Origin of the sequence: Pseudomonas promysalinigenes, assembly GCF_014269025.2 — a bacterium.
Taxonomy (GTDB): Bacteria; Pseudomonadota; Gammaproteobacteria; order Pseudomonadales; family Pseudomonadaceae; genus Aquipseudomonas; species Aquipseudomonas promysalinigenes.
This window is the reverse complement of the sequence record NZ_CP077094.1, coordinates 527634-551850: the sequence shown is the minus strand read 5'-3', so window position 1 is coordinate 551850 and position 24217 is coordinate 527634. Positions and strand designations below refer to the sequence as shown.

23 protein-coding genes, 1 tRNA gene and 2 pseudogenes are annotated in these 24217 nt (G+C 62.3%); 13 read left to right on the top strand and 13 right to left on the bottom strand.

The genetic code is table 11. The features are described 5' to 3' along the window. Positions 1 to 21 precede the first annotated feature (21 nt). Entirely contained in the window at positions 22 to 1152 is a 1131-nt protein-coding gene (ribD, locus tag HU725_RS02580; RefSeq protein ID WP_186478740.1) for a bifunctional diaminohydroxyphosphoribosylaminopyrimidine deaminase/5-amino-6-(5-phosphoribosylamino)uracil reductase RibD, read from the bottom strand. Between the two features lie 2 nt (positions 1153 to 1154). Continuing rightward, positions 1155 to 1619 (bottom strand): transcriptional regulator NrdR, encoded by a 465-nt coding sequence (gene nrdR / locus HU725_RS02575; RefSeq protein ID WP_016393425.1) that lies wholly within the window; start codon positions 1617 to 1619, stop codon positions 1155 to 1157. A 105-nt stretch (positions 1620 to 1724) separates the two neighbouring features. Here nrdR and HU725_RS02570 point away from each other — a divergent pair, with 105 nt between their 5' ends. From HU725_RS02570 to trxA, 3 genes are read left to right on the top strand one after another with little or no spacing between them, the layout of a single operon-like run. Further along, the gene (locus tag HU725_RS02570; protein ID WP_060478928.1) at positions 1725 to 2177 is read left to right on the top strand and encodes a YbaY family lipoprotein; all 453 of its coding nucleotides are present in this window, start codon (positions 1725 to 1727) and stop codon (positions 2175 to 2177) included. Continuing rightward, a complete protein-coding gene (locus HU725_RS02565; RefSeq protein WP_186478739.1) occupies positions 2178 to 2837 on the top strand; it encodes a class I SAM-dependent methyltransferase in 660 nt (219 codons plus the stop codon). Between the two features lie 31 nt (positions 2838 to 2868). Beyond that, positions 2869 to 3741 carry a thioredoxin gene (gene trxA, locus HU725_RS02560; RefSeq protein WP_060478926.1) on the top strand — a complete coding sequence of 291 codons (873 nt, stop codon included), beginning with the start codon at positions 2869 to 2871 and terminating at the stop codon, positions 3739 to 3741. A 41-nt stretch (positions 3742 to 3782) separates the two neighbouring features. On the opposite strand, the gene HU725_RS02555 is transcribed toward trxA, so the two are convergent. Next, positions 3783 to 4127 (bottom strand): hypothetical protein, encoded by a 345-nt coding sequence (locus tag HU725_RS02555; protein ID WP_186478738.1) that lies wholly within the window; start codon positions 4125 to 4127, stop codon positions 3783 to 3785. Positions 4128 to 4258: 131 nt separating this feature from the next. On the opposite strand from HU725_RS02555, the gene HU725_RS02550 reads away from it, so the two are divergent. The 6 genes and pseudogenes from HU725_RS02550 to HU725_RS23025 form a co-directional block, all read left to right on the top strand. Next, positions 4259 to 4834: a DUF2796 domain-containing protein gene (locus HU725_RS02550; protein WP_186478737.1), complete on the top strand. Its 576-nt coding sequence runs from the start codon at positions 4259 to 4261 to the stop codon at positions 4832 to 4834. Position 4835: 1 nt separating this feature from the next. After that, the gene (locus HU725_RS02545; protein WP_060478923.1) at positions 4836 to 5546 is read left to right on the top strand and encodes an ABC transporter ATP-binding protein; all 711 of its coding nucleotides are present in this window, start codon (positions 4836 to 4838) and stop codon (positions 5544 to 5546) included. Continuing rightward, the gene (locus HU725_RS02540) at positions 5546 to 6811 is read left to right on the top strand and encodes an ABC transporter permease (RefSeq protein ID WP_186478736.1); all 1266 of its coding nucleotides are present in this window, start codon (positions 5546 to 5548) and stop codon (positions 6809 to 6811) included. Before HU725_RS02545 ends, HU725_RS02540 begins: the two co-directional genes overlap by 1 nt. 8 nt (positions 6812 to 6819) lie before the next feature. Continuing rightward, positions 6820 to 7335, top strand: a complete 516-nt coding sequence (locus tag HU725_RS02535; protein WP_186478735.1) for a DUF3299 domain-containing protein — start codon at positions 6820 to 6822, stop codon at positions 7333 to 7335. Positions 7336 to 7444: 109 nt separating this feature from the next. After that, on the top strand, positions 7445 to 8128 hold the full coding sequence (locus tag HU725_RS02530) for an OmpW/AlkL family protein (protein WP_060478920.1): 684 nt from the start codon (positions 7445 to 7447) through the stop codon (positions 8126 to 8128). 48 nt (positions 8129 to 8176) lie between these two features. After that, a pseudogene (locus tag HU725_RS23025) lies at positions 8177 to 8449 on the top strand (hypothetical protein); the annotation flags it as partial. Here the strand turns inward: HU725_RS23025 and HU725_RS02525 are convergent. After that, a pseudogene (locus HU725_RS02525) lies at positions 8375 to 9157 on the bottom strand (NAD-dependent epimerase/dehydratase family protein); the annotation flags it as partial. The pseudogenes HU725_RS23025 and HU725_RS02525 sit on opposite strands and share 75 nt — an antisense overlap. Continuing rightward, positions 9150 to 10034 carry a sugar nucleotide-binding protein gene (locus HU725_RS02520; RefSeq protein WP_060478918.1) on the bottom strand — a complete coding sequence of 295 codons (885 nt, stop codon included), beginning with the start codon at positions 10032 to 10034 and terminating at the stop codon, positions 9150 to 9152. The pseudogene HU725_RS02525 and the gene HU725_RS02520, both read right to left, overlap by 8 nt. A gap of 194 nt (positions 10035 to 10228) precedes the next feature. On the opposite strand from HU725_RS02520, the gene HU725_RS02515 reads away from it, so the two are divergent. Together HU725_RS02515 and HU725_RS02510 are read left to right on the top strand one after the other, a co-directional pair. Further along, positions 10229 to 10597, top strand: coding sequence for a hypothetical protein (locus HU725_RS02515; RefSeq protein WP_186478777.1), 369 nt, complete (start codon positions 10229 to 10231; stop codon positions 10595 to 10597). Between the two features lie 16 nt (positions 10598 to 10613). After that, the gene (locus tag HU725_RS02510) at positions 10614 to 11411 is read left to right on the top strand and encodes a TSUP family transporter (RefSeq protein WP_186478733.1); all 798 of its coding nucleotides are present in this window, start codon (positions 10614 to 10616) and stop codon (positions 11409 to 11411) included. Positions 11412 to 11416: 5 nt separating this feature from the next. Here HU725_RS02510 and HU725_RS02505 read toward each other — a convergent pair whose 3' ends face one another. Further along, on the bottom strand, positions 11417 to 12226 hold the full coding sequence (locus tag HU725_RS02505) for a helix-turn-helix domain-containing protein (RefSeq protein ID WP_060478915.1): 810 nt from the start codon (positions 12224 to 12226) through the stop codon (positions 11417 to 11419). Positions 12227 to 12405: 179 nt separating this feature from the next. On the opposite strand from HU725_RS02505, the gene HU725_RS02500 reads away from it, so the two are divergent. Further along, a complete protein-coding gene (locus HU725_RS02500; RefSeq protein ID WP_060478914.1) occupies positions 12406 to 13848 on the top strand; it encodes an alanine/glycine:cation symporter family protein in 1443 nt (480 codons plus the stop codon). Positions 13849 to 13920: 72 nt separating this feature from the next. Further along, positions 13921 to 14907: an asparaginase gene (locus HU725_RS02495; protein ID WP_186478732.1), complete on the top strand. Its 987-nt coding sequence runs from the start codon at positions 13921 to 13923 to the stop codon at positions 14905 to 14907. Between the two features lie 13 nt (positions 14908 to 14920). On the opposite strand, the gene HU725_RS02490 is transcribed toward HU725_RS02495, so the two are convergent. The 7 genes from HU725_RS02490 to fdnG form a co-directional block, all read right to left on the bottom strand. Next, positions 14921 to 15016 (bottom strand) — tRNA-Sec (locus HU725_RS02490). Positions 15017 to 15022: 6 nt separating this feature from the next. Further along, positions 15023 to 16945: a selenocysteine-specific translation elongation factor gene (selB, locus tag HU725_RS02485; RefSeq protein WP_186478775.1), complete on the bottom strand. Its 1923-nt coding sequence runs from the start codon at positions 16943 to 16945 to the stop codon at positions 15023 to 15025. Next, positions 16942 to 18369 carry an L-seryl-tRNA(Sec) selenium transferase gene (gene selA / locus HU725_RS02480; RefSeq protein ID WP_186478731.1) on the bottom strand — a complete coding sequence of 476 codons (1428 nt, stop codon included), beginning with the start codon at positions 18367 to 18369 and terminating at the stop codon, positions 16942 to 16944. The genes selB and selA overlap by 4 nt, the downstream gene beginning before the upstream one ends. 107 nt (positions 18370 to 18476) lie before the next feature. After that, positions 18477 to 19400: a formate dehydrogenase accessory protein FdhE gene (fdhE, locus tag HU725_RS02475; protein WP_186478730.1), complete on the bottom strand. Its 924-nt coding sequence runs from the start codon at positions 19398 to 19400 to the stop codon at positions 18477 to 18479. A gap of 4 nt (positions 19401 to 19404) precedes the next feature. Continuing rightward, positions 19405 to 20061: a formate dehydrogenase subunit gamma gene (locus HU725_RS02470; protein WP_060478909.1), complete on the bottom strand. Its 657-nt coding sequence runs from the start codon at positions 20059 to 20061 to the stop codon at positions 19405 to 19407. Further along, positions 20058 to 21008 (bottom strand): formate dehydrogenase subunit beta, encoded by a 951-nt coding sequence (fdxH, locus tag HU725_RS02465; RefSeq protein WP_186478729.1) that lies wholly within the window; start codon positions 21006 to 21008, stop codon positions 20058 to 20060. The genes HU725_RS02470 and fdxH overlap by 4 nt, the downstream gene beginning before the upstream one ends. Then, complete coding sequence (gene fdnG, locus HU725_RS02460; protein ID WP_186478728.1) at positions 21008 to 24076, bottom strand: formate dehydrogenase-N subunit alpha; 3069 nt, start codon at positions 24074 to 24076, stop codon at positions 21008 to 21010. Before fdnG ends, fdxH begins: the two co-directional genes overlap by 1 nt. Between the last annotated feature and the right edge of the window lie 141 nt (positions 24077 to 24217).

Here is a 24217-nt window from a genome sequence, read left to right as displayed (position 1 = left end):
TTGCGCAGGGCAAGCCGAGCATTATACGCCGGGCTCCGGCAGAGGGATGGCCGTGACCCGCCAGTCATCGCCCACTGCGCGCATTTCGGTGATTTTCAGCCGTGGCGCCTGGCTCATTTTCTCCAGCGGCCAATCCAGCAGCGGGCGGGCCTGGGAGCCTAGGAAAGTGCCTGCGACGAACAACTGGTACTCGTCGATCAGGCCTTGACGGGCGAAGGCGCCAACCAGGCCGGGGCCGGCCTCGAGCAGAATCTCGTTGGTTCCGCGAGCGGCCAGCGCCTGCAGCAGGACCGGCAGGTCCACTTGGCCATTGTCGCCGGGCAGGCTGAGCAGCTCATGGCCAGCAGCAGCATAGCGTGGGTCATCTGCGACGGCGGTGGCCACCAGCGCCGGGCCGGCCTGGAAGAACGGGGCGTCCAGGGGCAGGCGCAAACGGCCATCGACCAGCACACGCAGCGGTGTACGGCTCAACGCCAAGGCAGTGGCCTCAGGGTCCAGGCCCAGTTCGGCTGCACGTACGGTCAGCCGTGCGTTGTCGGCCAGCACACTGGCGGCGCTGGTCAGCACCACGCTGGCACGGGCACGCAAGCGCTGCACCGCCGAGCGGGCAGCGGGGCCGGTGATCCACTGGCTTTCGCCGCTGGCCATGGCGGTGCGCCCATCCAGGCTCATCGCAAGCTTGGCGCGCACGAATGGCAAGCCGTGCTCCATGCGTTTGAGAAAGCCGGGGTTGAGGGCCCGGGCCTCGGCTTCGAGCAGGCCGCTGGCAACTTCTATGCCTGCCTCGGCCAGGCGCCGCAAGCCTTGGCCAGCCACTTGGGGGTTGGGGTCCTGCATCGCGGCGACCACCCGGGCCACCCCCGCGTTGACCAGCGCCTCGGCGCACGGTGGCGTGCGGCCGTGGTGGCTGCACGGTTCCAGGGTCACATACGCGCAGGCGCCGCGGGCCAGCTCACCGGCTTGACGCAGCGCATGCACTTCGGCGTGTGGCTCACCGGCCCTAACGTGCCAGCCTTCCCCGACCACTCGGCCATCGCGAACGATCACGCAGCCGACACGCGGGTTAGGGTGAGTGGTGTAGATGCCCTTGCGCGCCAGCTCAAGCGCGCGGGCCATGTAATGGGCATCGAGGATCGCGGTCTGGCTGGGCATGCTCACTCTTTAGCCGGCTCGCGGGCCAGGCGATCGATCTCTTCGCGGAACTCGTCCAGGTCCTGGAAGCGGCGGTACACCGAAGCGAAGCGGATGTAAGCCACCTCGTCGAGCTTGCGCAGCTCGGCCATGACCAGTTCACCCACTACCAGCGATTTGACTTCGCGCTCGCCCGTGGCGCGCAGGCGGCTTTTGATGTGCGCCAGCGCCGCTTCCAGGCGCTCGACGCTGACCGGGCGTTTTTCCAGCGCGCGCTGCATGCCAGCGCGCAGCTTGTCTTCATCGAACGGCTGGCGGGTACCGTCCTGCTTGATCAGGCGGGGCAGCACCAGTTCGGCGGTTTCGAAGGTGGTGAAACGCTCGCCGCAGGCGACGCACTCACGGCGGCGGCGCACCTGTTCGCCCTCGGCGACCAGACGCGAGTCGATGACCTTGGTGTCGTTGGCACCGCAAAAGGGACAGTGCATGGTGGCAGGCAACAAAAAAAGGGAGGGCCATGGTAGCGCATTGCACTGGCAAGACAAGCCAAAGGGGTTAACATCCATACAATTCTGCCCGTGAAGGACCCACCCATGCCTCGTCGTGCGCTCGTCGTACTGTGCTGCACTTGCTTGCTAGCCGCTTGCGGCAGTGACCGCCCAAAAACCGCAACAGCCCCTGCGCCAGTACCGGCCAAGGTGGCCAAGAACGTCGAACCGCTCGGCCCGCTGCCGGCCTATCAGCGTGAATTGAGCGGCACACTGCTGGAAATTCCGGCTGGCGCAGACGTGGAACTGGCGCTGCTGGTCATCGATGACCGTGATCGTCCGCAACAGCTTCTGGCCAGCAGTACCCTGACCGGCACTGGCCAACCCCTGCCCTATCACCTGCGTTTCAACCCCGAGGCTTTCCCCGCCGGGGCCCGGGTCGAGCTGCGTGGCCGTGCCAGCCGCTCTGGCCAACTGATCATGCACCTGCCCCCCGTGCGTATCATTCAGGCCCAGACCCAGGCTACCGGCCCGCTGCGCTTCGAAAAGGCGCCATAAGTGCCGCCGCTTGCCCTGCAGCAGGCCCTCAGTGGCCTGATTGGCGAAGCGCGCTTGGTGATCAGCGAGCTGCCGGAGTGCGAACTGAAACTGTGGCTGATCGACGATCAGAACATGGACCGCGCGTTCACCAGCGAAGAAACTCAACGCATCCTCGAGGAGCCGCCGTACTGGAGCTTCTGCTGGGCCAGCGGCCTGGCCATGGCCCGCTACTTGGCCGCGCACCCTGAGTGGGTTGCCGGCAAGCGCGTACTGGACTTTGGGGCAGGCTCGGGCATCGCCGGGATCGCCGCCGCGCGCGCGGGGGCACTGGAAGTAGTGGCCTGCGACCTCGACCCGCTGGCGTTGCAGGCCTGCCGCGCCAATGCTCAGCTCAATGCGGTCGAGCTGGGTTACAGCAGCGATTTCTTCGCCGAAGCCGACCGCTTCGACCTGATTTTGGTTGCTGATGTGCTGTACGACCGCGCCAACCTGCCACTGCTCGATGCCTTTCTGGATCGTGGCCGCCAGGCCTTGGTGGCGGACTCGCGCGTGCGTGATTTCAACCATCCGCTGTACCGAGCCCTTGGCGTGCTCGAAGCCTTGACCCTGCCGGACCTGGCAGAGCCACACGAATTCCGCAGGGTCAGCCTGTACCACGCCAGCCGCGAGCCTTTATAGTGATGCCATTCACGGATTTGCGAGAGTCGCGATGAGCCAGGAAACCCCTTACATCTTCGATGTCACCGATGCCACCTTCCAGCAACTGGTGATCGAGAACTCCTTCCACAAGCCGGTACTGGTGGACTTCTGGGCCGAGTGGTGCGCGCCCTGCAAGGCGTTGATGCCGCTGCTGGCGAAAATCGCCGAGGGCTATCAGGGCGAATTGCTGCTGGCCAAGATCAACTGCGATGTCGAGCAGCAAGTGGTGGCCCAGTTCGGCATTCGTAGCCTGCCGACCGTGGTGCTGTTCAAGGACGGCCAACCTGTCGACGGCTTTGCCGGCGCCCAGCCGGAGTCGGCGATCCGGGCCATGCTCGAGCCGCATGTGCAACTGCCGGCCGCACCGACCGCTTCGCCGTTGGAGCACGCCAAGGCGCTGTTCGCCGAAAGCCGCTTCGCCGAAGCCGAAGCCGCGCTGCAACAGTTGCTGAGCGAAGACAACAGCAACGCCGAGGCGCTGATCTACTATGCCCGCTGCCTGGCCGAGCGCGGTGAGCTAGGCGAGGCTCAAACGGTCCTGGACGCAGTCAAGGGCGACGAACACAAGGCCGCCCTGGCCGGTGCCAAGGCGCAACTTACCTTCCTGCGTCAGGCCGCCAGCCTGCCGGAGGTCGCAGACCTTAAAAGCCGTTTGGCGCAGAACCCGCAAGATGACGAGGCGGCGTACCAGCTGAGCATCCAGCAGTTGGCACGCCAGCAATACGAGGCGGCATTGGAGGGGTTGCTCAAACTGTTCCAGCGCAACCGTGGTTACGAGAACGGCCTGCCACAAAAAGCCATGCTGCAGGTGTTCGAGCTGCTGGGTAGCGACCACCCATTGGTCGGCGTGTACCGCCGCCGCCTGTCTTCGGCGATGTTCTGAGAATGCCGGGGCCGCTTTGCGGCCCCAATCTATAGTGCAGCTCAGCCCACCCAGTGATAAACCGGGGCGTGCACACCACTTTCCACTCTCACCTCACGGCTGTGCCGCAACCGGACCAGCAGCCGCTTACCCGCCGCCGTGCTACCGGTCAATGCTTCGAGGCGGTCCAGCAACGCCGGCCCGTTCATCGTACCCGCCTGGCGCAACACCTCACACGCTGCTGCCCACTGCCCATCGTTCTGGCGCGGCGTGGCAACCACAGCCGCATCGGGAACCGGCAGCGGGGCTGGCACCTCAGCCTCGCGCCGTAACTGGGCCCACTCATGGGGTTCTAGTTCAAGGGTCAAGTCCACCGGCCATTCACCGATCTGTCCACGAATTCTCACAGTCTGCTCCAGAGGCTCAGGTCAATGCCGCCATGCTACCGCAACATGAAACCTGCGCTACACAGGCTGGCAGCGGACTAAAAAGTTGTTATAACATAACCATAATACCAGCCCCGCTTCCGGAGTCGTCCATGCGTCGTTTGCTGCTCGCCCTGCCTTTCGCTCTGCTACCCCTGGCTGCCGCCCAAGCCCATGAAGATCATGACCACGATCATACCCACGGCACCCTTGGCGCCCACGAACATGGCGTCGCCAAGCTCAACGTCGTACTTGACGGCAATACTTTGGAGCTGGAGCTCGATAGCCCGGCAATGAACCTAGTGGGCTTCGAGCACATGGCCAGCAGCGATGCCGACAAGGCTAAGGTGGCGGCTGTGCGCCAGCAGCTCGAGCAACCGCTCAAGCTATTTGCCCTGGCCTCGGCCGCTGGCTGCAAGGACGACCAGCAAGAGCTGCAAAGCCCGCTGTTCGGCGACGCGGCGAAGGCAGACGACGACGGTGATGAGCACGAGGAAGGCCACGTTCACAGCGACATCAATGCCCACTACCAGCTGACCTGCGCGACGCCCGCCAAACTCACCCAGATCGACCTGGCCCCACTCTACAAGGCGTTCCCGGCCACACAGAAAATCAACGTGCAACTGATCGGCCCGAACGGCCAGAAGGGCGTCGAAACGTCGCCCACCAAGGCCACGGTCACGTTCTGAAATGAGCCAGGCGTTGATCGAACTGCAGGACCTGGTGTTCGCCTGGCCCGGCCAGGCGCCCCTGCTGGATATACCGGCGCTGCGCCTGGACGCCGGCGAAGCCCTGTTCCTCAAAGGGCCCAGCGGCAGCGGCAAGACCACGCTGCTGGGTTTGCTGGGCGGGGTCAACCGGCCGGGCCAAGGGCGTATTCAGCTATTGGGGCAGGACCTGGCGCTGCTGGGCCAAGGTGCGCGTGACCGCTTTCGAGTCGACCACACTGGCTACATTTTCCAGCAGTTCAATCTGCTGCCCTTCCTTTCGGTAAGGGAAAATGTCGAGCTGCCTTGCCGCTTCTCGCGCAGCCGCGCCCAGCGTGCTACCCAGCGCCATGGCAGTGTCGACCAGGCGGCCAGTGAACTGCTGGCGCACTTGGGCCTGGGCGAACCGGCGCTGCTGGCGCGCCGGGCCGACAGCCTATCGATCGGCCAGCAGCAACGCGTGGCCGCAGCACGGGCTCTGATCGGCCAGCCTGAACTGGTGATTGCCGACGAGCCGACCTCGGCACTGGATGCCGATACCCGCGAAGTGTTCATCCGTCTGCTGTTCGACGAGTGCCGCGCGGCGGGCTCCAGTCTGCTGTTCGTCAGCCATGACCAGAGCCTGGCGCCGCTGTTCGACCGCCATCTGTCCCTGGCAGAACTCAACCGCGCCGCCAAGCCCCGGGAGGCCTGATGTACTTGCTTCGCCTTGCCCTGGCCAGCCTGGCCAACCGCCGGTTCACGGCCTTTCTCACCGCCTTCGCCATCGCTCTGTCGGTGTGCCTGCTGTTGGCCGTCGAACGTGTGCGCACCGAAGCGCGTGCCAGCTTCGCCAGCACCATCAGCGGTACCGACCTGATTGTCGGTGCCCGCTCCGGCTCGGTGAACCTGCTGCTGTATTCGGTGTTTCGTATTGGCAACGCCACCAACAACATACGCTGGGACAGCTACCAGCACTATGCCCATGACCCCCGGGTAAAATGGGCGATCCCCATTTCGCTGGGTGACTCGCACCGGGGTTACCGGGTGATGGGCACCACGGGTGACTACTTCAGTCACTACCAGTATGGCCGCCGGCAGCATCTGGAGCTGAGCCAAGGCCGTGAGTTCGCCAGCGATCCGTTCGAGGTGGTGCTCGGTGCCGAAGTGGCCGACGCGCTGCATTACAAGCTTGGCGACAAGCTAGTGCTGGCGCACGGTGTCGCCGCGATCAGCCTGGTCAAGCATGACGACAAACCCTTCACCGTTGTCGGCGTGCTCAAACGCACCGGTACGCCGGTCGACCGTACCCTGCACATCAGCCTGGCGGGCATGGAGGCGATTCATATCGATTGGCACAATGGCGTGCCGGCCCGTGGCGCAGGCCGCATCAGTGCGGACCAGGCGCGCACCATGGACCTGCAACCTGCCGCCATCACCGCATTCATGCTTGGGCTGAACAACAAGATCGCCACCTTCAGCCTGCAGCGCGAAATCAACGAGTACCGCAGCGAGCCGCTGCTGGCGATTTTGCCTGGGGTCGCCTTGCAGGAACTGTGGAGCCTGATGGGCACCGCCGAGCAGGCGTTGTTCGTGGTGTCGTTGTTCGTGGTGCTGACCGGTTTGATCGGCATGCTCACGGCGATTCTCACCAGCCTCAACGAGCGCCGCCGGGAAATGGCCATCCTGCGTTCGGTGGGCGCACGCCCCTGGCATATCGCCGGGTTGCTGGTACTCGAAGCGCTGGCGCTGGCCGTCACCGGCATCGCGGCAGGGCTGGGTTTGCTGTACGCAGGCATCGCCCTGGCGCAAGGCTACGTTCAGGCCAACTACGGCCTTTACCTGCCGTTGGCGTTGCCCAGCGCACATGAGTGGACGCTGCTGGCGATCATCCTTGGCGCCGCGCTGCTGATGGGCAGCGTACCGGCCTGGCGCGCCTATCGGCAGTCGCTGGCCGACGGCTTGTCGATTCACCTTTGAGAGGCACCATGCTCCGGGTACTGCTGTTATCGATCTTGTGCCTCGCAGCCCCGCTGTGGGCGAGCGAGGTGCGCGAGCTGGACTGGCCTGCGCTGATTCCTGAGGGCGCGCCGGTCATCCCGCCTCAACTGGCGCCGCTGCACGACATGTCGCAATTAAGCGATGCCCTGTCTGCCGAGTCTGCCCCTGCGGCGCGCCAACAGGCGCCCGATGCCCCGGTGGTGCAGAGCCTTGATGGCCAGCAGGTGAAGATCCCGGGCTATATCGTGCCGCTCGAGGTCAGTGAGGAGGGCCGCACCACAGAGTTTCTGCTGGTGCCTTACTACGGCGCCTGCATCCATGTGCCGCCCCCGCCATCCAATCAGATCGTGCATATCTTCAGCGAAATGGGTGTGCGTGTGGAGGACCTCTACCAGCCGTACTGGATCGAGGGAAAGATGCAGGTTAGAGCCTCCAGCAGCGAGTTGGCCGATGCCGGCTACCAGATGGAAGCCGAGAAAATCTATGCGTATGTGCTCAAGTGAGAACTGTTTCTAATTTGTAACGACGCTTCGTTGAGCTGGGTCAAACAATGCGTTTAGCCGGCTCCGTACCATTGGACCATTCGTTTAATCACGTCCTTTGGGAGCTTCCATGAACAAGTCCTTGCTCGGCGCCTCGCTAGTGGCCCTTGCGCTCACCACCCCAGTTGCCTACGCCCACCAGGCGGGTGATGTCATCGTCCGTGCAGGTGCCATTACCACTGCGCCGAACGAGAGCAGCAGCGACCTGAAATTCGATGGCAACAAGGTTTCGGGCACCAAGGCTACCCTGGACAGCGACACCCAATTGGGCCTGGCCTTCGCCTACATGCTGACCGATCACGTTGGCCTGGAACTGCTGGCGGCGACGCCCTTCAAGCACAGTGTCGGGGTGAAAGGCCTCGGCGCAGGCCTGGACGGCAAACTGGCCGACATCAAGCAACTGCCACCGACCCTGTCAGTGCAGTACTACCCAATGGAGCCCACCTCCAAGTTCCAGCCTTATGCCGGGGTTGGCATCAACTACACCCTGTTCTTCGATGAAGACCTCACAGGCCAGCGCAAGCAACAAGGCTTCAGCAACCTCAAATTGCAGGATTCGGTAGGCCTCGCCGGCCAGTTGGGCATGGACTACATGATCACCGACAACCTGCTGGTGAACGCCGCGGTGTGGTATGTCGACATCGACACCAAGGCCAGCGTCAATGGCCCGACTGCTCTGGGCTACAGCAAGACCAAGGTCGACGTGGATGTCGATCCATGGGTGTACATGGTTGGCCTTGGTTACAAGTTCTGACCTGGGGAAAAAGGCGGCAGTAGCCTAACGCCCGTCAGCTAATATCTGATGCTCATCAACTGGGGCCGCGTAGCGGCCCCAGTTGCGTTGCCAGGTTCAGGCTTTGCCAAGCAACTTTGCCAGCCCCTCGACCATCGAGGTGGGCTGCGGGAAATCGAAGCGCGCCAGCAGGCGCTGGTTGTCCGCCCGCGAATGGCGGATATCACCCGAGCGGGCCTGGGCATAATGGACTGCCGGCAAGCTACCCACCACCTGTTCCAACGCCTTGAGCATCTGGTTGAGCGAGGTTGCCTGGTTCAGGCCCACGTTCACCGCCCCCTCCTCCACCTGCGCGAGCTCCAGCGCCTGCACCATCACCTGCACCAGATCACCGACGTAGAGGAAGTCACGAGTTTGCTCGCCATCGCCGAACACAGTGATTGGCAAGCCTTGGGCGGCGCGCTCGCTGAATATGCTGATGACGCCCGAGTATGGCGAGGAAGGGTCTTGGCGCGGGCCAAAGATATTGAAGAAGCGGAATACCACCGGTTCCAGCCCATGCTGCCGGCGGTAGAAGTCGAGGTACTGCTCGCTGGCCAGCTTGTCTACCGCATAGGGCGTCAAGGGCGCCTTGGAGGTTTCCTCGGCAATCGACTCCCCTTCGCCATTGTTGCCGTATACCGCCGCACTGGAGGCAAACAGCACACGGCGCACGCCATGAACGCGCATCGCCTCGGCAACGTTCAGCGTGCCGATGAAGTTGCTCTGGTGAGTCTTCACCGGGTCTTCGACTGAGGCTTGCACGGACGCCACCGCCGCCAGATGTACCACGGCGCGGCAACCGGCGACGGCGCGCTGAACCAGCTGAGCATCGGCCACATCACCCTCGATCAGTTCCAGGTGCGGGTTGCTCAGTTGCAAGTTGTCGCGCTTGCCGGTGGAAAGGTCGTCGAGAACACGTACCGCATAGCCTTTAGCCAGTAACGCATCGCACAGGTGGGAGCCAATGAAGCCGGCGCCGCCGGTGATCAGGATGGGGGCGTTAGCCATGGCGGTAGAATCGATCCAATAATGGCGGCAAACCTGCGCGCCAGGCGCGCGGCTTGATGCCGAAAGTGTGAAGAATTTTCTTGCAGGCCAGCACTGCGTTCTGCGGCTCCTCACTGGCGTCCGGCCGCAAGGCATGGGCTTGCGCAGTCGGTGCCTGTACCGCCAGCTGCCGATGCTGCCCGGCCTCGGTCAGAATGGCCTGGCCCAGGACCAGTGGCGTGGTCGCCTCGTTGCCGGCGTAGTGGTAAGTGCCCCAGAGCGGCGCACTGCAATCGAGTTGCTTGAGCACCGACAAGATCACCCGGGCAGCATCGTCGACCGGTGTGGGGTTGCCACGGCGGTCATCGGCCAGCAATAGCTCCTGCGGCTGCTCGGCGCGGGTCAGAAAGCGCCCCAGGACCCCGTCGATGCTCTCATCCAGCAACCAACCGAACCGCAGCAGCACATGTTGCGGACAGGCGGCGCGTACGCTCTGCTCGATGCGCCAAAGCGCCTGGCCGCGCGCCCCCAGCGGCATCGGCTCATCCTTTTCGCTATAGGCCGTGGCCCGCGAGCCGTCGAACACCCGGTAGCTGGAAGGCTGCACCAACGTGATCTGGTGGTGCTGACACAACTCCGCCAGCCGCTCCACCGCCCGCTCCTGCTGAGCAAGGCGCGGTTCGCTGACCGACTCGGCCTGGAACCAGTCGAAATAGTAGGCCAGGTTGACCAGGGCATCGGGGCGGTGATCGTCGAGCAGCTGAGTGAGGCTGGCCGGGGCCCAGCCGTCTTCCGGCGGGCGCGGCGCCAGGAATGCGATGTCCTCCTCGGCCCCGAGACGAATCAGCGCTTGCCCAAGGGCATTGCCACCACCCAACAGCATCAGGCGCATACGCATAGAGTCAGCAGATCCGAACAGAGTGATTGGGGAAAGGGGCATTTTGCGGTTTCCAGGCGGGGAAGTCCAACCCGAGGTGCACGGCTTCCTGGGTGCTTCAGGCCTACCACCCCATAAGAAAAGCCCTACAGACCTAAGTGACCACGTACTGCATCCAACATTAGAAAAAACTGACCAAATAGCTCCATTACATCATGAAGTTTCAACCTATTCTTACACGCAAGGAAAAAGCCATGACAGGAAGTTGCGCCGAAGAACCTCAGGATGTCGCCTATTTTAAGTTTCAGCAAAGTCAAGCCCGTATCCTGGATAGGGCGTGCCGCCATATAGCTGCCGCGGGCGGGCCCGAAACACCAGGGACTGCAGCATTATCAATGGATCTAGCACTAAAACTTAAAAAGAAATTCACGGCCAAACAGCTGGTGCAACTTGATGCCTTCTCACTTGGTAATATTTGCGCAATTGAATTCAGCAACCGAAGGCTACTGATTCGGCTCTTCGCTTATGCGCCACACACCAAAGCTCTAGTGCTTCAGTCAGACCCACTCGTCGTTCGCGGATAAGATTGGAGAACTGTAGATGGAAATCGAAATTTCCACAGTGTGCCTGCTTGCCGCTGTTGCGTTCCTAGCCGGATTCTTCGATGCCATTGCGGGAGGTGGAGGCTTGCTGACGCTTCCGGCACTTTTCATCGCCGGAATTGATCCATTGGCTGCAATGGCGACCAATAAGTTGCAGGCTTCATCAGCCAGTGTTTCGGCAGTCTGGGCGTTTGCTCGAAAACGCATGATCCAATGGCAAGCGATCTGGCCGATGGCTTTATTAGCCTTTTTCGGAGGCGTTGCAGGGGCCTTTTCAATCAGCTTGCTCGATAGGGCAATGCTCCAGGCTTCAGTCCCAATTCTACTAATAGCAGTAGCCATCTATTTTGCGCTTAGCCCCAAGCTCGACAATCAGGATCGCAAACAACGGCTACCTCATTGGACCTTCGCACTCGTTGTGGCTCCAGGCATCGGTTTTTACGATGGTATCTTTGGTCCGGGTACCGGTTCATTTTTCATGATCGCTTTCACGTTGCTCTTGGGTCAGCACCTTATGCAGGCGATCTGTAGCAGCAAGCTGCTCAATGCCTCGTGCAACCTTGGGGGGTTGTCGGTATTCATCTTCAGCGGTGCCGTCATATGGCCATTGGCGCTGGCTATGGCCGCCTGCGCCATCATTGGCGCTCAGTTCGGCGCTCGTTGTGCACTTTACTTCGGACCTAAACTGATCAAACCGCTGCTGGTTACTGTGTGCTGCTTGATGGCTATCAAGTTGCTTCTCAGCGCAGGTCATCCGATAGGTGAATGGCTGCGTTTCCACGCCGCGTTGCTTTGATAACGTCACTCGATCTCAAACAACCCATTGCGCAAAGGCGCCACGCTCAAGCGCTCGCGCACGTCGTCATCGATCCGCGAATCATCCGGCTGATACAGCTTGACCTGCCGATAGGCGTTGATGCGGTTTATCTCTTCACCCAAATACTCCCACACCACACGCGTGCAAGCGGGGTTGCGACGGTCGCCGCTGGAAACGCCGGCCTTGAGGCCGTTTAGCCGAGTGATGCGGCTTTTGAAGCTTGGAATGAGAATGGTCTGGCTCATCTCGTTGTAGGTCAGCGACTCATAGTCGATCAGGAAAAGTCGATCCTGCAGCTGAAACGCCGCACCCAGATAGCGGCACCGCACTTCGGCATGCTGGTCGGCAGAGCTGGAACGCTCCTGACGCTCCTGGCGCTCGAACAGAAAGCGGCCCCGCTCTTCCCACAGATGCACCAGCGACACCAGGATGGTGCCGGGGACCGACATGCAGTTGGAGTATTCGAAGTAATAGCCGCAATAGCGCGAAAGATTGCCGGCGTGATCATGCAGCGGGCGGAACAATTCACTGATCGGATCGCCGGGTTGCTCGGCTGGCGTCGACACCCGTGCACCGATCAAGCGGCTGAACTGCTCGGGTGGCAAATTCAGCTCGTAATCTTCCACGCCAAAGAAATCGCCAATGCGCTTGAGGTTGTAAGCCGTCGGACGGCTCTGCCCGCTCAGGTACTTGTTGAACTGGGCACGGTTGATTGACAGCTGGCGGCAAACTTCGGAGATAGAGCGGTAGTGGCTACAAGCCAATTTGAGATTGTTGGCGAAGTGATCGCTCATGACAGCAGACTCAGGTGACGCGAATGACGCAAGTGTAGCATCAAGTCGCACCAAAACGGAGCAAACCGCGAAATTGTAACGAGTCTTGTCATGGCCAACCATGCGCCCCAACGAATAGTGGTGCGCCTGCCGTCCGCTAGTCATTCCATGCGAACAATAAGAATCGAGGTCATTTTCCAATGCTCGAAGCACTTAACGATTTCCTCTCAGGGAAACTCCTCATCGTGCTGATCGTCGGTCTCGGCGGTTACTTCACCATCCGCTCGCGGTTCGTTCAGTTCCGCCACTTCGGCCATATGTTCGCCGTTTTCAAGGAATCGCTGCGTGGCCAGGCAGGCCAGTTGAGCTCCTTCCAGGCCTTGATGCTGAGCCTTGCCGGCCGCGTTGGCGCCGGTAACATTGCCGGTGTCGGCATCGCCGTGACCATGGGCGGCCCAGGCGCGGTATTCTGGATGTGGGTCACAGCCCTGGTCGGCATGGCCAGCAGCTTCTTTGAATGTACCTTGGCACAGGTGTACAAGCGCGCCGACGGCGATGGCCTGTACCGTGGCGGCCCGGCGTACTACATCCAGCACGGCCTGAAGCGCAAAAGCATGGCTATCGTGTTTTCGATCCTGCTGTTGGTCACTTACGGCTTCGCCTTCATCGGCCTGCAGTCGTACACCGTGACCCACTCGCTGCAGAACGCCTTCGCCTTTGACCCGCAACACACCGGCATCGTCCTGGCAGTGCTGTTGGCCATCACTTTCATCGGTGGCATCAAGCGCATCGCGGCCGTGTCGGACCTGCTGGTACCGGTCAAGACCCTGGCCTACATCGGCGTAACCCTGTACGTGATCGGCACTCAGATCGAACACGTGCCTGCCATGCTGGAAACCATCTTCAAGAGCGCCTTCGGTCTCGACCCAGCCTTCGGCGGCCTGCTCGGCAGCGCCATCGTCATGGGTGTGAAACGTGGCGTATTCGCCAACGAAGCAGGCCTGGGCAGTGCACCGAACGTAGCCGCCGTAGCTGCCGTGAAGCACCCAGGTGCTCAAGGCGTGGTCCAGGCATTCAGCGTGTTCCTCGACACCTTCGTGATCTGCACCTGCACCGCCTTGCTGATTCTGCTGTCGGGCTTCTACACCCCAGGCTTCGAAGGTGACGGCATCGTCCTGACCCAGAACTCGCTGGCCGCCGTGGTGGGTGACTGGGGCCGCCTGTTCGTCAGCATTGCGCTGTCGCTGTTCGTGTTCACCTGCATCCTCTACAACTACTACCTGGGCGAAAACAGCCTGCAGTTCCTCAGCCGCAACCGCACCGTGCTCATGGTGTTCCGTGGCCTAGTACTGGCGCTGGTGGTCTGGGGCTCGATGCAGGACCTGTCCACGGTCTTCGCGTTCGCAGACATCACCATGACCTGCCTGGCCTTCGTCAACCTGATCGCCCTGGCCCTGCTGTTCAAGGTCGGCCTGCGGGTGATGCGTGACTACGACGAGCAGCGCAAGGCCGGTATCAAGCAGCCGGTATTCGACTCGTCGAAGTTCGCTGACCTGGACCTTGACCGCAATGCTTGGCCTGCCAACCCGCAAGCGGAAACAGTCGCTGACAAAGCCGTCGGCCAAGCGCAAACCCAGCGCTGATATTCTGCCCTGCCCAGCCGCCCCGTCCGTGGGCGGCTGCTCTACTTTCGCTCCCCGCTACGGATGCTCTCCATGCGTGCAGTCAAGAACCTTTTCGTCCTCTACACCGGCGGCACCATCGGCATGCTGGAAACCGCAGAAGGCCTCGCGCCGGCCGGTGGTTTCGATGTGCGCATGCGCGAACACCTCGCCCAACTGCCCGATGCACCACAGGTGCACTGGACGCTGCAGGAAATGAACCCGCTGCTCGACAGCGCCAACATGCAGCAGCACAACTGGCTGGCGATGCGCGAAGCCATCGTCGCGGCGGTGGATGCCGGCCATGATGGCGTGATGGTGCTGCATGGCACCGACAGTCTGGCCTACAGCGCCGCAGCGTTGTCTTTCTTGCTACTGGGCCTGCCGGTGCCGGTGTTGCTGACCGGCTCGATGCTGCCAGCCGGGGCACCGGGCAGTGATGCCTGGGACAACCTGTGCGGGGCCCTGCGGCAGGTCGAAAAGGGCCTGGACAGTGGTGTGCAGCTGTATTTCCACGGCCAGTTGCTGCATGGCTGCCGGGCTTCGAAGCTACGCAGCGAGGCCTTCGACGCCTTCGCTGCACTGCCACGCCACCGCGAAGGTGAACGGGCCGGCCAGTGGCCTGCCGCCCTGGACTATCGGCAACGGCGCCAACCGGTCAACCTGGCGGTGATGCCGGTATACCCAGGCCTGCAAGCGGTACATCTTCAAGCCGTACTCGAAAGCGGCGTGCAGGGCTTGCTACTGGAGTGCTATGGCAGTGGTACCGGGCCATCGGATGACCAGGCGCTACTGGAAGTGCTGCGTGCAGCGCGCCAGCGCGGTGTCCTGCTGGCCGCCATCAGCCAGTGCCCGGAAGGGTCGGTGGTATTCGACACCTACGCAGCGGGTAACCGCTTGCGTAGCGCCGGGCTAGTCAGTGGCGGCGGCATGACCCGGGAAGCTGCATTGGGCAAGATGTTCGCACTGCTGGGCGCCGGCCTGGATGTCGATGCAGCCGAACAGTGGTTTGCGTTGGACCTTTGCGGGGAACGCGCCTGATTGCCGGTGAAAGTGGCGGAAGGCAGCGGGAGTCGAACCTGCCCGGGAACGGCTGCCGTCCCCAACCGGGTTTGAAGCCCGGCCGCGCCACCGGGCGCGATTGCCTTCCTTGTACTCAGTGCCCGGCCTGCTGCTGGGCCAATGCACTGTCGGCGCGGATGTAGCGCTGGTCGGCCACCCTGCGGGTGAAGCCAATGCGGTCGAAGTATTCGAGAACCTGCACACTGCGCTTGCGACCGATGCCCAACATATCGCGAAACGCGGCAACCTGCACTACTGGCGTATCCTCCATCTGCTTGAGCAGCAGTGCTGCCATGCGCTTAAGCGTCTGCTGCGGGTAGAAGAGGTCGCGTACCACCTGATGCACCAGGCCCAAACGCGCTAGCTTGCGAAGCAGCAAGCGCACATCCGCTTCGGCACATTGCTCTTCGGCTGCCAACGTCCTGACCCAGGGCGGGTCGTATTCGCCTGCCAGCAGCCTCGGCTCCAGCCGCCCCCACATTGCGCTATCGGCAGCGCTCAGCTGTACCTTGTGCTCCGGCAAATGCAGCCATGGCCCACTGCTGGACAGCAGTTGGTCACTGAGCAACTCGTCGAGCAGGCTGACAAACGCCGGCCGCTCCAGCGCCAGGCCAGCAAAGCGGCGCAGGCGGTCGCGGTCAGGGCCGAGCTGGTCGGGCTCCAGCTCGTGCAAGCGTGCCAGTTGCTCGAGCAGTTGCTGCCTGAGCGCATGCCATCGACATTTGGCAAACAGCAACGGCCCCTGGCGCGTGGCGACTACCAGCACATCTTCGGGCAAAAGCCAGGTTTCGCGCTGGCGATTGAACTGGCGCTCAAGACGCTGTGGATCCAAGCCGCCTTGAGCACTGGCGAGCAGTGCCGGTAGCGCTTGCTCCAGATCATCTGCAGCGCGCAGCACCTGCAACTGGCGCAAGCGTTCGTCGCTGCGACGCTGTCGGCTTGGGGCGAACGGGTCAAGCACTTTGCCCCCGCCGAGCGTGCGCTGGGCACGCTGGTCGCGCAATACCAGGCGGTCCCCGTGCACTGCCTGCAAAGGCGCATTAAGCAGCAATTGCGCGAACATACGCTGCCCGGCAGCCAGGCTTTGACCCTCGAGCAACGCCACTCGGGCGGTGACATCCTGGGTACCAAGATGCACATGCACAGCACTGAAGTGCTCGAAGGCACGGCTTTCGCCGGGCAGCAGGGTAAGGTCGATATCCACTCGCACACTGGGCGCATGCAACCATTGGGGCACCAGCCAGTCCCCGCGGTGCACCTGCTCAAGTGCCAAGCGCTCAGCAGCAATGTTCAGCGCCACCCGCTGGCCGGCCTCGGCCACCAGGGCAACCTGGTTCTGCGCATGCAGGCCACGCACACGCACCGGCTTCCCCGCCTTGCCTAGCAGTAATGTGTCGCCTGCACTCACCCGCCCTGCCAGGGCAGTGCCGGTGACGACTATCCCGGCTCCGGTGACGGCAAACGCACGATCCACCGCCAACCGAAAGCCACCGCGTGGGCTGCGTTGGCGCCCCTGTGCTTCAGCCTCCAGCAAGGCCCGGCGCAGCACCTCGATTCCCTGGCCGGTGAGGCTCGATACGGGGAATTGCCGCGCCTTGGCGTAAGGCCCATGGGCCAGTAACGCACTGATCTGCGCCTGCACCTGTGCCAAGCGTTCGGGTTCCACACGGTCACATTTGCTGATCACTACCAGCGCTTGCGCAATGCCCAGCAGCTCGATGATCGCCAAGTGTTCGCGGGTCTGGGGCATCACCCCATCATCGGCGGCCACCACCAGCAACACTAGATCGATACCATGGGCACCGGCCAACATGTTGTGGATAAAACGCTCGTGACCCGGCACGTCGATGAAGCCGGTCAAGGCAGCCCCATCTGCAAGCGCCACGTAGCGGTAACCCAAATCGATCGTCATGCCCCGAGCGCGTTCTTCCTGACGCAGGTCACCGGCCTGGCCGGTGAGTGCCTCAAGCAGCGCGGTCTTGCCGTGGTCGATATGGCCGGCTGTCCCGACGATCACTGCACAGGCCCCAATTGCAAGGCTGGTAATTGTGCTAGCCACTGCGCTTCATCGTCCAGCTGACGCAGGTCGAGCCACAGGGCGTCATCATTGATGCGCCCGAGCACTGGCACCGGCAAGGCGCGCAGAGCACGCTCCAGCACGTGCAGGCTGCGGCCACGCAGTTTCTTCGACACCTGCGGGCGCAGGCACAGTGCCGCGCTGGGCAGGCGTGCCACCGGCTGGCTACCGCTTCCAATCATGCCCAGTGCCGGCTCGACGCCAACATGCCACTGCTCGCCCAGGCGCACTTTGAGCTCTGGGGCAAGGCGCTCGGCCTGGGCCTGAATTTCGGCCTGGCCACGAGTGAGCAAGCGTAAGCTCGGCAGACGCTCGGCCAAGCGGTCGGGGTCGCGATACAGCGCCAGCACCGCTTCAAGTGCGGCGAGGGTGATCTTGTCGACGCGCAATGCCCGTTTAAGTGGGTTTTTCTTGATCCTGGCGATGAGGTCCTTGCGCCCGACGATGATTCCTGCCTGCGGGCCACCGAGCAGCTTGTCGCCGCTGAAGGTGACGATATCTGCGCCATCGGTTAGGGCTTGGCGCACCGTGGGTTCGGCCGGCAGGCCCCAGCGAGTAAGGTCGAGCAAGCTGCCGCTGCCGAGGTCTTCGAGCAGAGGTAATTGATGCTGGTGGGCGATCTGCGCAAGCTGCGCCGTCTCGACCTGGTGAGTGAAGCCCTGAATGCTGTAATTGCTGCAATGCACACGCATCAGCAGGCCAGTGCGTGGACCGATGGCGGCTTCATAATCACGGGCGTGCGTGCGGTTGGTAGTGCCGATTTCGTGCAGCTTCACGCCAGCGCGAGCCATGATGTCAGGGATGCGAAAGGCACCGCCGATCTCGATCAGCTCGCCACGCGAAATGATGCCCTCTTTGCGTGCCCCCAGGCTGTTGAGCGCCAGCAGCACTGCAGCGGCATTGTTGTTGACCACGGTCACGGCTTCGGCGCCGGTCAATTCGCGAATCAGACCTTCGATCAAATCATCACGGTCGCCGCGCTTGCCGGTAGCCAGGTCGAACTCAAGGTTGAGCGGGTAGCGCGCGGCCATCTGCATCGCCTCGATGGCTTCATCTGGGAGCAGCGCGCGGCCGAGGTTGGTGTGCAGCACCGTTCCTGTCAGGTTGAACACGCGACGCACCTGGCTGCGCTGCTGCACCAGCAGCCGCTCGCCCGTGCGCCCCAGCAGCACTTCAGCGCCAAGCTCGGCGGTACTGAGCTGGCCATGGAGCGCGGGGCCGCGCAGGTCGTCGAGCAGTTGGCGCAGTGTAGCCAGAACAGCATCGCGGCCGTGCCGGTCGATCAGCGGTATGCAAGCCGGGTGGCGCAGAAGGGTATCGATGGACGGCAGGCGTGGGGCGTGGCAGGTGAGGCTGGAGGACATGCGGTACTACCTTGGACTGATCCGTTGTCTGTGCTGGCCTTTCTCGGCGGCTCTACGACTCGAACCGCCGCCAAGCAAGCGAAGTGGTATTTCAGTGTAGACCCGAGCTACGACCCAGGCGCGAGCATCAGGTTCGGTGCCAAGCGATGCAAGCCCTCCTCGTCCAAGCGTATATCCAGCGCAAGGCTAGCCAGATCGTCAGCCAGCGGCTCGGCCGCCGCGTCATTCTCCAGGTAGCTCTGCTTCAAGTAGCTCTGACAGCCCGGGCAGCATTCAGCACGCAGCGGCGCCTTGCCCGGCGCGTGGCGATCATCCTCCAGGCTGCTATAGCGCAAATTTTTGCTCGACTCGCAATAAACACATTTCACGCGCACTACATGCCATTCACAGGCACATAGCGAACAGGCCAGGTAGCGCAAGCCATTGTGCTTACCACGGTTACGCACCACACCGGCCATGGCGGGCGAGCCGCAGGCGGGGCACTGCGCAAGGCTGCCCGCAGGTTTGAGCTCGGTAGCTGGCAGTGCCAGCAACCAACTTGACCAGGCAGCCTGCAAGGCAGCACCAAGGAACGGCACCAGCGCTGCAGGCACCGCATCGTATTGCCCGGCAAGCAGGGCGATACCCCAACCCTTGCGCTGCCCCTGGTCACTGGCGCGCAACGCTCGCAACGCTTCGCCCAGCGCCCCGGTGGCTTCACTGCTCAAGTGCGCGAGCAGTGCTTGCAACCAGACCAGCCAAGGGCCCTCACGCACCAGACTGTCAGCTGCCAAGGGGGGAAGTCCATGACTTATGCACAAGCGCTGACGTGCCTCGGCCACGGGTAAGCCGGCGGGCGGGTTATCCACAAGCAGCTGCTGCACCCGACAAAGCTGAGCTACCAGCCTCAGGTAGTCCGCCAAGGCGTGACCCTCGGCCAGGTGCTCCAGGCGCTGCGCGCGTTGTGCGAACAAATCGCCAGGCGGCAGATGCAGAAACGGCGGCATAACCGCCGACGCTTCGATCTGCCCAGGTTCCAGTATCGTGCTCAAGCGCTCATCCTTCTTTGCGTCCGTGATTGCCCCGAGTTTTATCGCCAGTTACCTCGCGGTACCACAATTCATGGTGCTTACGCGCCCAAGCGCGACTGACCCAGCCATGCAGCATGGCGCTGATCGAGCCTTTGATCCAGATACCGGCGTAGATGTGCACGATAATGCTCAGCACCAGCACGAAGGCTGCCAGTGCGTGGGCCAGCGCCGAAAGGCGGATGACCTCGATACCGAACAGGTGGCTGAAGTATGCACGCCAGATCACCACCCCTGTGAGCAGGAGCACCAGCATGCACGCAAGCAGCGTCCAGAACAGCAGCTTCTGCCCGGCATTGTATTTACCGACCGGTGGCACGCCCTGCTCCTGGTTCAGCATTACCCGATCAACCCGGCGCAGCCACAGGCGGTCGTTGGCGGTGATGAAATTGGCACGCCAGAAACGCACCACCAGCCCTAGGAAAAACACGAACATCGCTACGCCCAGAAACGGATGCAGGATGCGCGTCCAGGGGCCCCCACCGAACAGATGGCTGAGCCAGAACAATGCCGGGTGGAACAGCGCCAGCCCGGAGAGCCCCGCCATCATGAACAGGATTGCGACGATCCAGTGGTTGGTGCGTTCATTGGCGGTGTAGCGCAGGATGGGTTTGTTGTCGTTCATGGCCGCGGCTCCCCTTGCCCACCGGGCTTGGTTGGATCATAGACATGGACCGCCGGGTCCACCTGATGCACGCTCTCGTCCACAGATGTCGGGTGGTCGTCTTCTTCCACCCGTTGCGGGCCCACACGCACGTAGTGGAAGAACCCAGCCAGCACCGCCGCGCCCATGGCCAACAGCGCCAGTGGTTTGGTAATGCCCTTCCACAAACCCACCAGCGGGCTGATCACCGGCTGGTCCGGCAGGCCGGCGTACAGCTTTGGCGTGTCGGCATGGTGCAGCACATACATCACGTGGGTGCCGCCGACGCCATCAGGGTCATACAGGCCAGCCTTGTCGTAACCGCGCGACTTGAGGTCGACGATGCGCTCGTCAGCGTGCACCTTCATTTCTTCCTTGCTGCCGAAGACGATCGCCCCAGTGGGGCAGGTTTTCACACAGGCCGGCTCCAGGCCCACAGCCACGCGGTCGGAACACAGGGTGCACTTGTACGCCTTGTTGTCTTTCTGCGAAATGCGCGGGATGTTGAACGGGCAGCCGGTGATGCAGTAGCCGCAACCGATGCAGTGGTCCTGATTGAAGTCGACGATGCCGTTGGCGTGCTTGATGATGGCCCCCGGGCTCGGGCAGGCTTTCAGGCAACCTGGGTCAGCGCAATGCATGCAGCCGTCCTTGCGGATCAGCCATTCCAGGTTACCGTCGTCGCGTTCGTGCTCGGTGAAGCGCATCAAGGTCCAGGTTTCGGCGCTGAGGTCTTGCGGGTTGTCGTAAGTGCCATGGTTATGGCCGACTTCGTCACGCAGTTCGTTCCACTCAGAACATGCCACCTGGCAAGCCTTGCAGCCAATGCACTTGGTGGTGTCAATCAGCTTGGCAACCTGCTCCAGCTGGCGTACCGAAGGTGGAGCCGTGGTGGTGGCCGAGCGGGCGATGATGTCTTGGCTGGCCATCAGAGTTTCTCCACTTTGACGAGGAACGACTTGGACTCCGGCGTCTGGGTATTGCCGTCACCCAGGAACGGCACCAGGGTGTTGGTCAGGTAGCCGTGCCGCGTGGTGCCGGTGAAGCCCCAATGCAACGGGATACCGATCTGATGCACGGTCTGATTGTTGACCATCAGCGGACGAATACGCTTGGTCACCACCGCTACCGCATCGATGTGCCCGCGCTTGCTCGATACCCGCACTCGATCACCGGCCTTGATACCTTTTTCGTTGGCCAGCACCTCGCCAATCTCGACGAACTGCTCAGGCTGGGCAATGGCGTTCAGCCGGCAATGCTTGCTCCAGAAATGGAAGTGTTCGGTGAGCCTGTAGGTAGTGGCCGCGTAAGGGAACTCGTCATGGGTGCCGAGGCTTTCCCATACGGAGTCGAAGATCCGCCCGGCCGGGTTGCTGGTGGCCTTTTTGTTCTGCGGGTGCAGAGGGTTGATACCTATAGGGGTCTCGAACGGCTCGTAATGCTCGGGGAACGGGCCTTCGGCCATCTTGTCGATGGCGAAGAACCGAGCCACGCCTTCAGGGTTCATGATGAAGGGGTTCATCCCCGCCTCCGGTGGCGAGTCGACCTTGAAGTCGGGCACGTCGGTGCCGGTCCAGGCCTTGCCGTTCCACCATACCAGCCGCTTCTTGTCCGGGTCCCAAGGTTTGCCCTGAGTGTCACTCGATGCGCGGTTATAGAGAATGCGGCGGTTGGCCGGCCACGCCCAGGCCCAGTTCTGCACCTGATGCATGCCGTACGGGTCGCTGTTGTCGCGCCGGGCCATCTGGTTGCCCTGCTCGGTCCAGCAGCCAGAGAAGATCCAGCAGCCCGAAGCAGTGCTGCCATCGTCCTTGAGCTGACCGAAACCAGACAACTGCTGGCCAGCCTTGATGGCTGCACCGGCCGGATCGGTCATGTCAGTAACGGCCCAGCCGTTCATCTCTTTGGCCAACTCTTCCGGCGAGGGCTCTTCGGGAATTTTGTACGGCCAGTGAATGTTCAGCAGTGGGTCGGGGAAGGCGCCCCCTTCGGCCTGGTACCGCTGGCGCAGCCGAATGAACAGCTCGCTCATGATGCGCACGTCGGTACGTGTCTCTCCCGGGCCATCTGCGCCTTTCCAGTGCCACTGCAGCCAGCGGCTACTGTTGACCAGCGAGCCGTCCTCCTCGGCAAAGCACGTGGTGGGCAGGCGTATCACTTCAGTCTGGATATTGGCCGTGTCGACGTCGTTGAAAGGCCCAGCATTGCGCCAGAACTCCGAAGTTTCGGTGGCCAGTGGGTCCATGATCACCAACCATTTGAGCTTGCCAAGCGCCGCCGTGACGCGGTTCTTGTCCGGCAGCGCGGCAATCGGGTTGAAGCCTTGGCAGATGTAGCCATTGACCTTGCCCTGGCTCATCATCTCGAACATGCGCAATACGTCGTATGCCGGTACGTCGAGCTTGGGTAGCCAGTCGTAGCCCCAATTGTTGTCTGCGGTTGCATTGGGGCCATACCAGGCCTTCATCAGGCTGACGTGGAATTTGCCGTAGTTTTGCCAGTACGACAATTGGCCTGGACGCAGCGGCTTGGAAGCACGCTTATCGATGTAGGCGGTGTAATCCTGCTCGGCGTCGCCTGCCAGGGTCAGGTAGCCTGGCAAGGAGTTGGACAGCAGCCCGAGGTCGGTCAGGCCCTGGATATTGGAGTGCCCGCGCAAAGCGTTGACGCCACCGCCAGGCATGCCAACGTTGCCCAACAGCAGCTGGACCATGGCTGCACTGCGAATGATCTGCGCACCGATCGAATGCTGCGTCCAGCCGAGAGCGTAGAGGATCGTCATGGTCTTGCCCGGCACCGAGCAACTGGCGATCTCTTCCCAGACCTTCATCATCGCGTCCTGGGGCATGCCGCAGGTCATGCTCGCTAGTTCAGGGGTGTAGCGGCTGTAGTGCTGCTTCATCAGTTGGAAAACGCAACGCGGGTGCTGCAGCGTCGGGTCGACCTTGGCGAAGCCGTCCTCACCCAGCTCGTAGCCCCAGCCGGATTTGTCCGCGTAGACACGCTTGGCCTCGTCGTAGCCGCTGAACAGCCCGTCCTCGAAGCCGTAGCCCTCTTTGACGATGAACGACACGTCGGTGTAATTACGCACGTACTCGTGCTGGATCTTGTCGTTGCTCAGCAGATAGTTGATCAGCCCGCCCATGAAAGCGATGTCGGTACCGGTACGGATCGGCGCGTAGTAATCGGCCACCGAAGCGGTACGGGTAAAACGCGGGTCGACCACGATCAGCCGCGCCTGGTTGTGCGCCTTGGCTTCGGTCACCCATTTGAAGCCGCACGGATGCGCTTCTGCTGCGTTGCCACCCATCACCAGGACCAGATTCGCGTTGGCGATATCGGACCAGTGATTGGTCATGGCGCCACGGCCGTACGTCGGGGCAAGACTTGCCACCGTCGGGCCGTGTCAGACACGCGCTTGGTTATCGAACCCCAGCATGCCGGTTGCACGGATGACCTTGTGGGTCAGGTAGCCAGCCTCGCTGGACGCGGCAGAGGCAGCAAGAAAACCAGTGCTCACCCAGCGGTTGACCGTCTGGCCCTGTGCGTTCTTGGCAATGAAATTGGCATCCCGGTCCTTTTTCATCAGCTCGGCGACGCGGTCAAGGGCGTCATCCCAACTGACCCGCACCCACTCATTGCTGCCCGCCTTGCGCACTTCGGGGTACTTGAGACGGCTAGGGCTGTGGATAAAGTCGAGCAGCCCGGCACCTTTGGGGCACAGGGTGCCACGGTTAACCGGGTGATCGGCATCACCTTCAATGTGGATGATGCTCTGTTTGACGTTTTTGCCTGCATCACCCTGGCTGTACAGGATCAAGCCACAGCCGACCGAGCAGTAGGGGCAAGTGTTACGGGTTTCTTTGGTGTGCGTCAGTTTGAAATGACGCACCTGCTCGGCGAATGCCGGCGTTGGGGCCATGCCCAACGCCGCCAGGCTCGAGCCTCCAAGGCCGACGGCGGCGACCTTGAAGAACTGCCGACGGTTGAGGTCCATCGTGCACTCCTGATCAGGTTTGGACGCACGGAGCTTGGCCGGCGCCTCTTGCTTAGTCACGGTGGCGGCAGACTGATGGCCGCCAGTAGATAAGACTAGTCAAGAATCGAGAAGGTGCGATGACATGGGTCACTTGATTGC

Excerpts from the sequence above, each read along its gene's own strand:
- ribD (WP_186478740.1), bottom strand. The coding sequence starts at position 1,152 with ATGCCCAGCCAGACCGCGATCCTCGATGCCCATTACATGGCCCGCGCG.
- nrdR (WP_016393425.1), bottom strand. The coding sequence starts at position 1,619 with ATGCACTGTCCCTTTTGCGGTGCCAACGACACCAAGGTCATCGACTCG.
- HU725_RS02570 (WP_060478928.1), top strand. The coding sequence starts at position 1,725 with ATGCCTCGTCGTGCGCTCGTCGTACTGTGCTGCACTTGCTTGCTAGCC.
- trxA (WP_060478926.1), top strand. The coding sequence starts at position 2,869 with ATGAGCCAGGAAACCCCTTACATCTTCGATGTCACCGATGCCACCTTC.
- HU725_RS02550 (WP_186478737.1), top strand. The coding sequence starts at position 4,259 with ATGCGTCGTTTGCTGCTCGCCCTGCCTTTCGCTCTGCTACCCCTGGCT.
- HU725_RS02545 (WP_060478923.1), top strand. The coding sequence starts at position 4,836 with ATGAGCCAGGCGTTGATCGAACTGCAGGACCTGGTGTTCGCCTGGCCC.
- HU725_RS02540 (WP_186478736.1), top strand. The coding sequence starts at position 5,546 with ATGTACTTGCTTCGCCTTGCCCTGGCCAGCCTGGCCAACCGCCGGTTC.
- HU725_RS02535 (WP_186478735.1), top strand. The coding sequence starts at position 6,820 with ATGCTCCGGGTACTGCTGTTATCGATCTTGTGCCTCGCAGCCCCGCTG.
- HU725_RS02530 (WP_060478920.1), top strand. The coding sequence starts at position 7,445 with ATGAACAAGTCCTTGCTCGGCGCCTCGCTAGTGGCCCTTGCGCTCACC.
- HU725_RS02520 (WP_060478918.1), bottom strand. The coding sequence starts at position 10,034 with ATGCGTATGCGCCTGATGCTGTTGGGTGGTGGCAATGCCCTTGGGCAA.
- HU725_RS02515 (WP_186478777.1), top strand. The coding sequence starts at position 10,229 with ATGAAGTTTCAACCTATTCTTACACGCAAGGAAAAAGCCATGACAGGA.
- HU725_RS02510 (WP_186478733.1), top strand. The coding sequence starts at position 10,614 with ATGGAAATCGAAATTTCCACAGTGTGCCTGCTTGCCGCTGTTGCGTTC.
- HU725_RS02505 (WP_060478915.1), bottom strand. The coding sequence starts at position 12,226 with ATGAGCGATCACTTCGCCAACAATCTCAAATTGGCTTGTAGCCACTAC.
- HU725_RS02500 (WP_060478914.1), top strand. The coding sequence starts at position 12,406 with ATGCTCGAAGCACTTAACGATTTCCTCTCAGGGAAACTCCTCATCGTG.
- HU725_RS02495 (WP_186478732.1), top strand. The coding sequence starts at position 13,921 with ATGCGTGCAGTCAAGAACCTTTTCGTCCTCTACACCGGCGGCACCATC.
- selA (WP_186478731.1), bottom strand. The coding sequence starts at position 18,369 with ATGTCCTCCAGCCTCACCTGCCACGCCCCACGCCTGCCGTCCATCGAT.
- HU725_RS02470 (WP_060478909.1), bottom strand. The coding sequence starts at position 20,061 with ATGAACGACAACAAACCCATCCTGCGCTACACCGCCAATGAACGCACC.
- fdxH (WP_186478729.1), bottom strand. The coding sequence starts at position 21,008 with ATGGCCAGCCAAGACATCATCGCCCGCTCGGCCACCACCACGGCTCCA.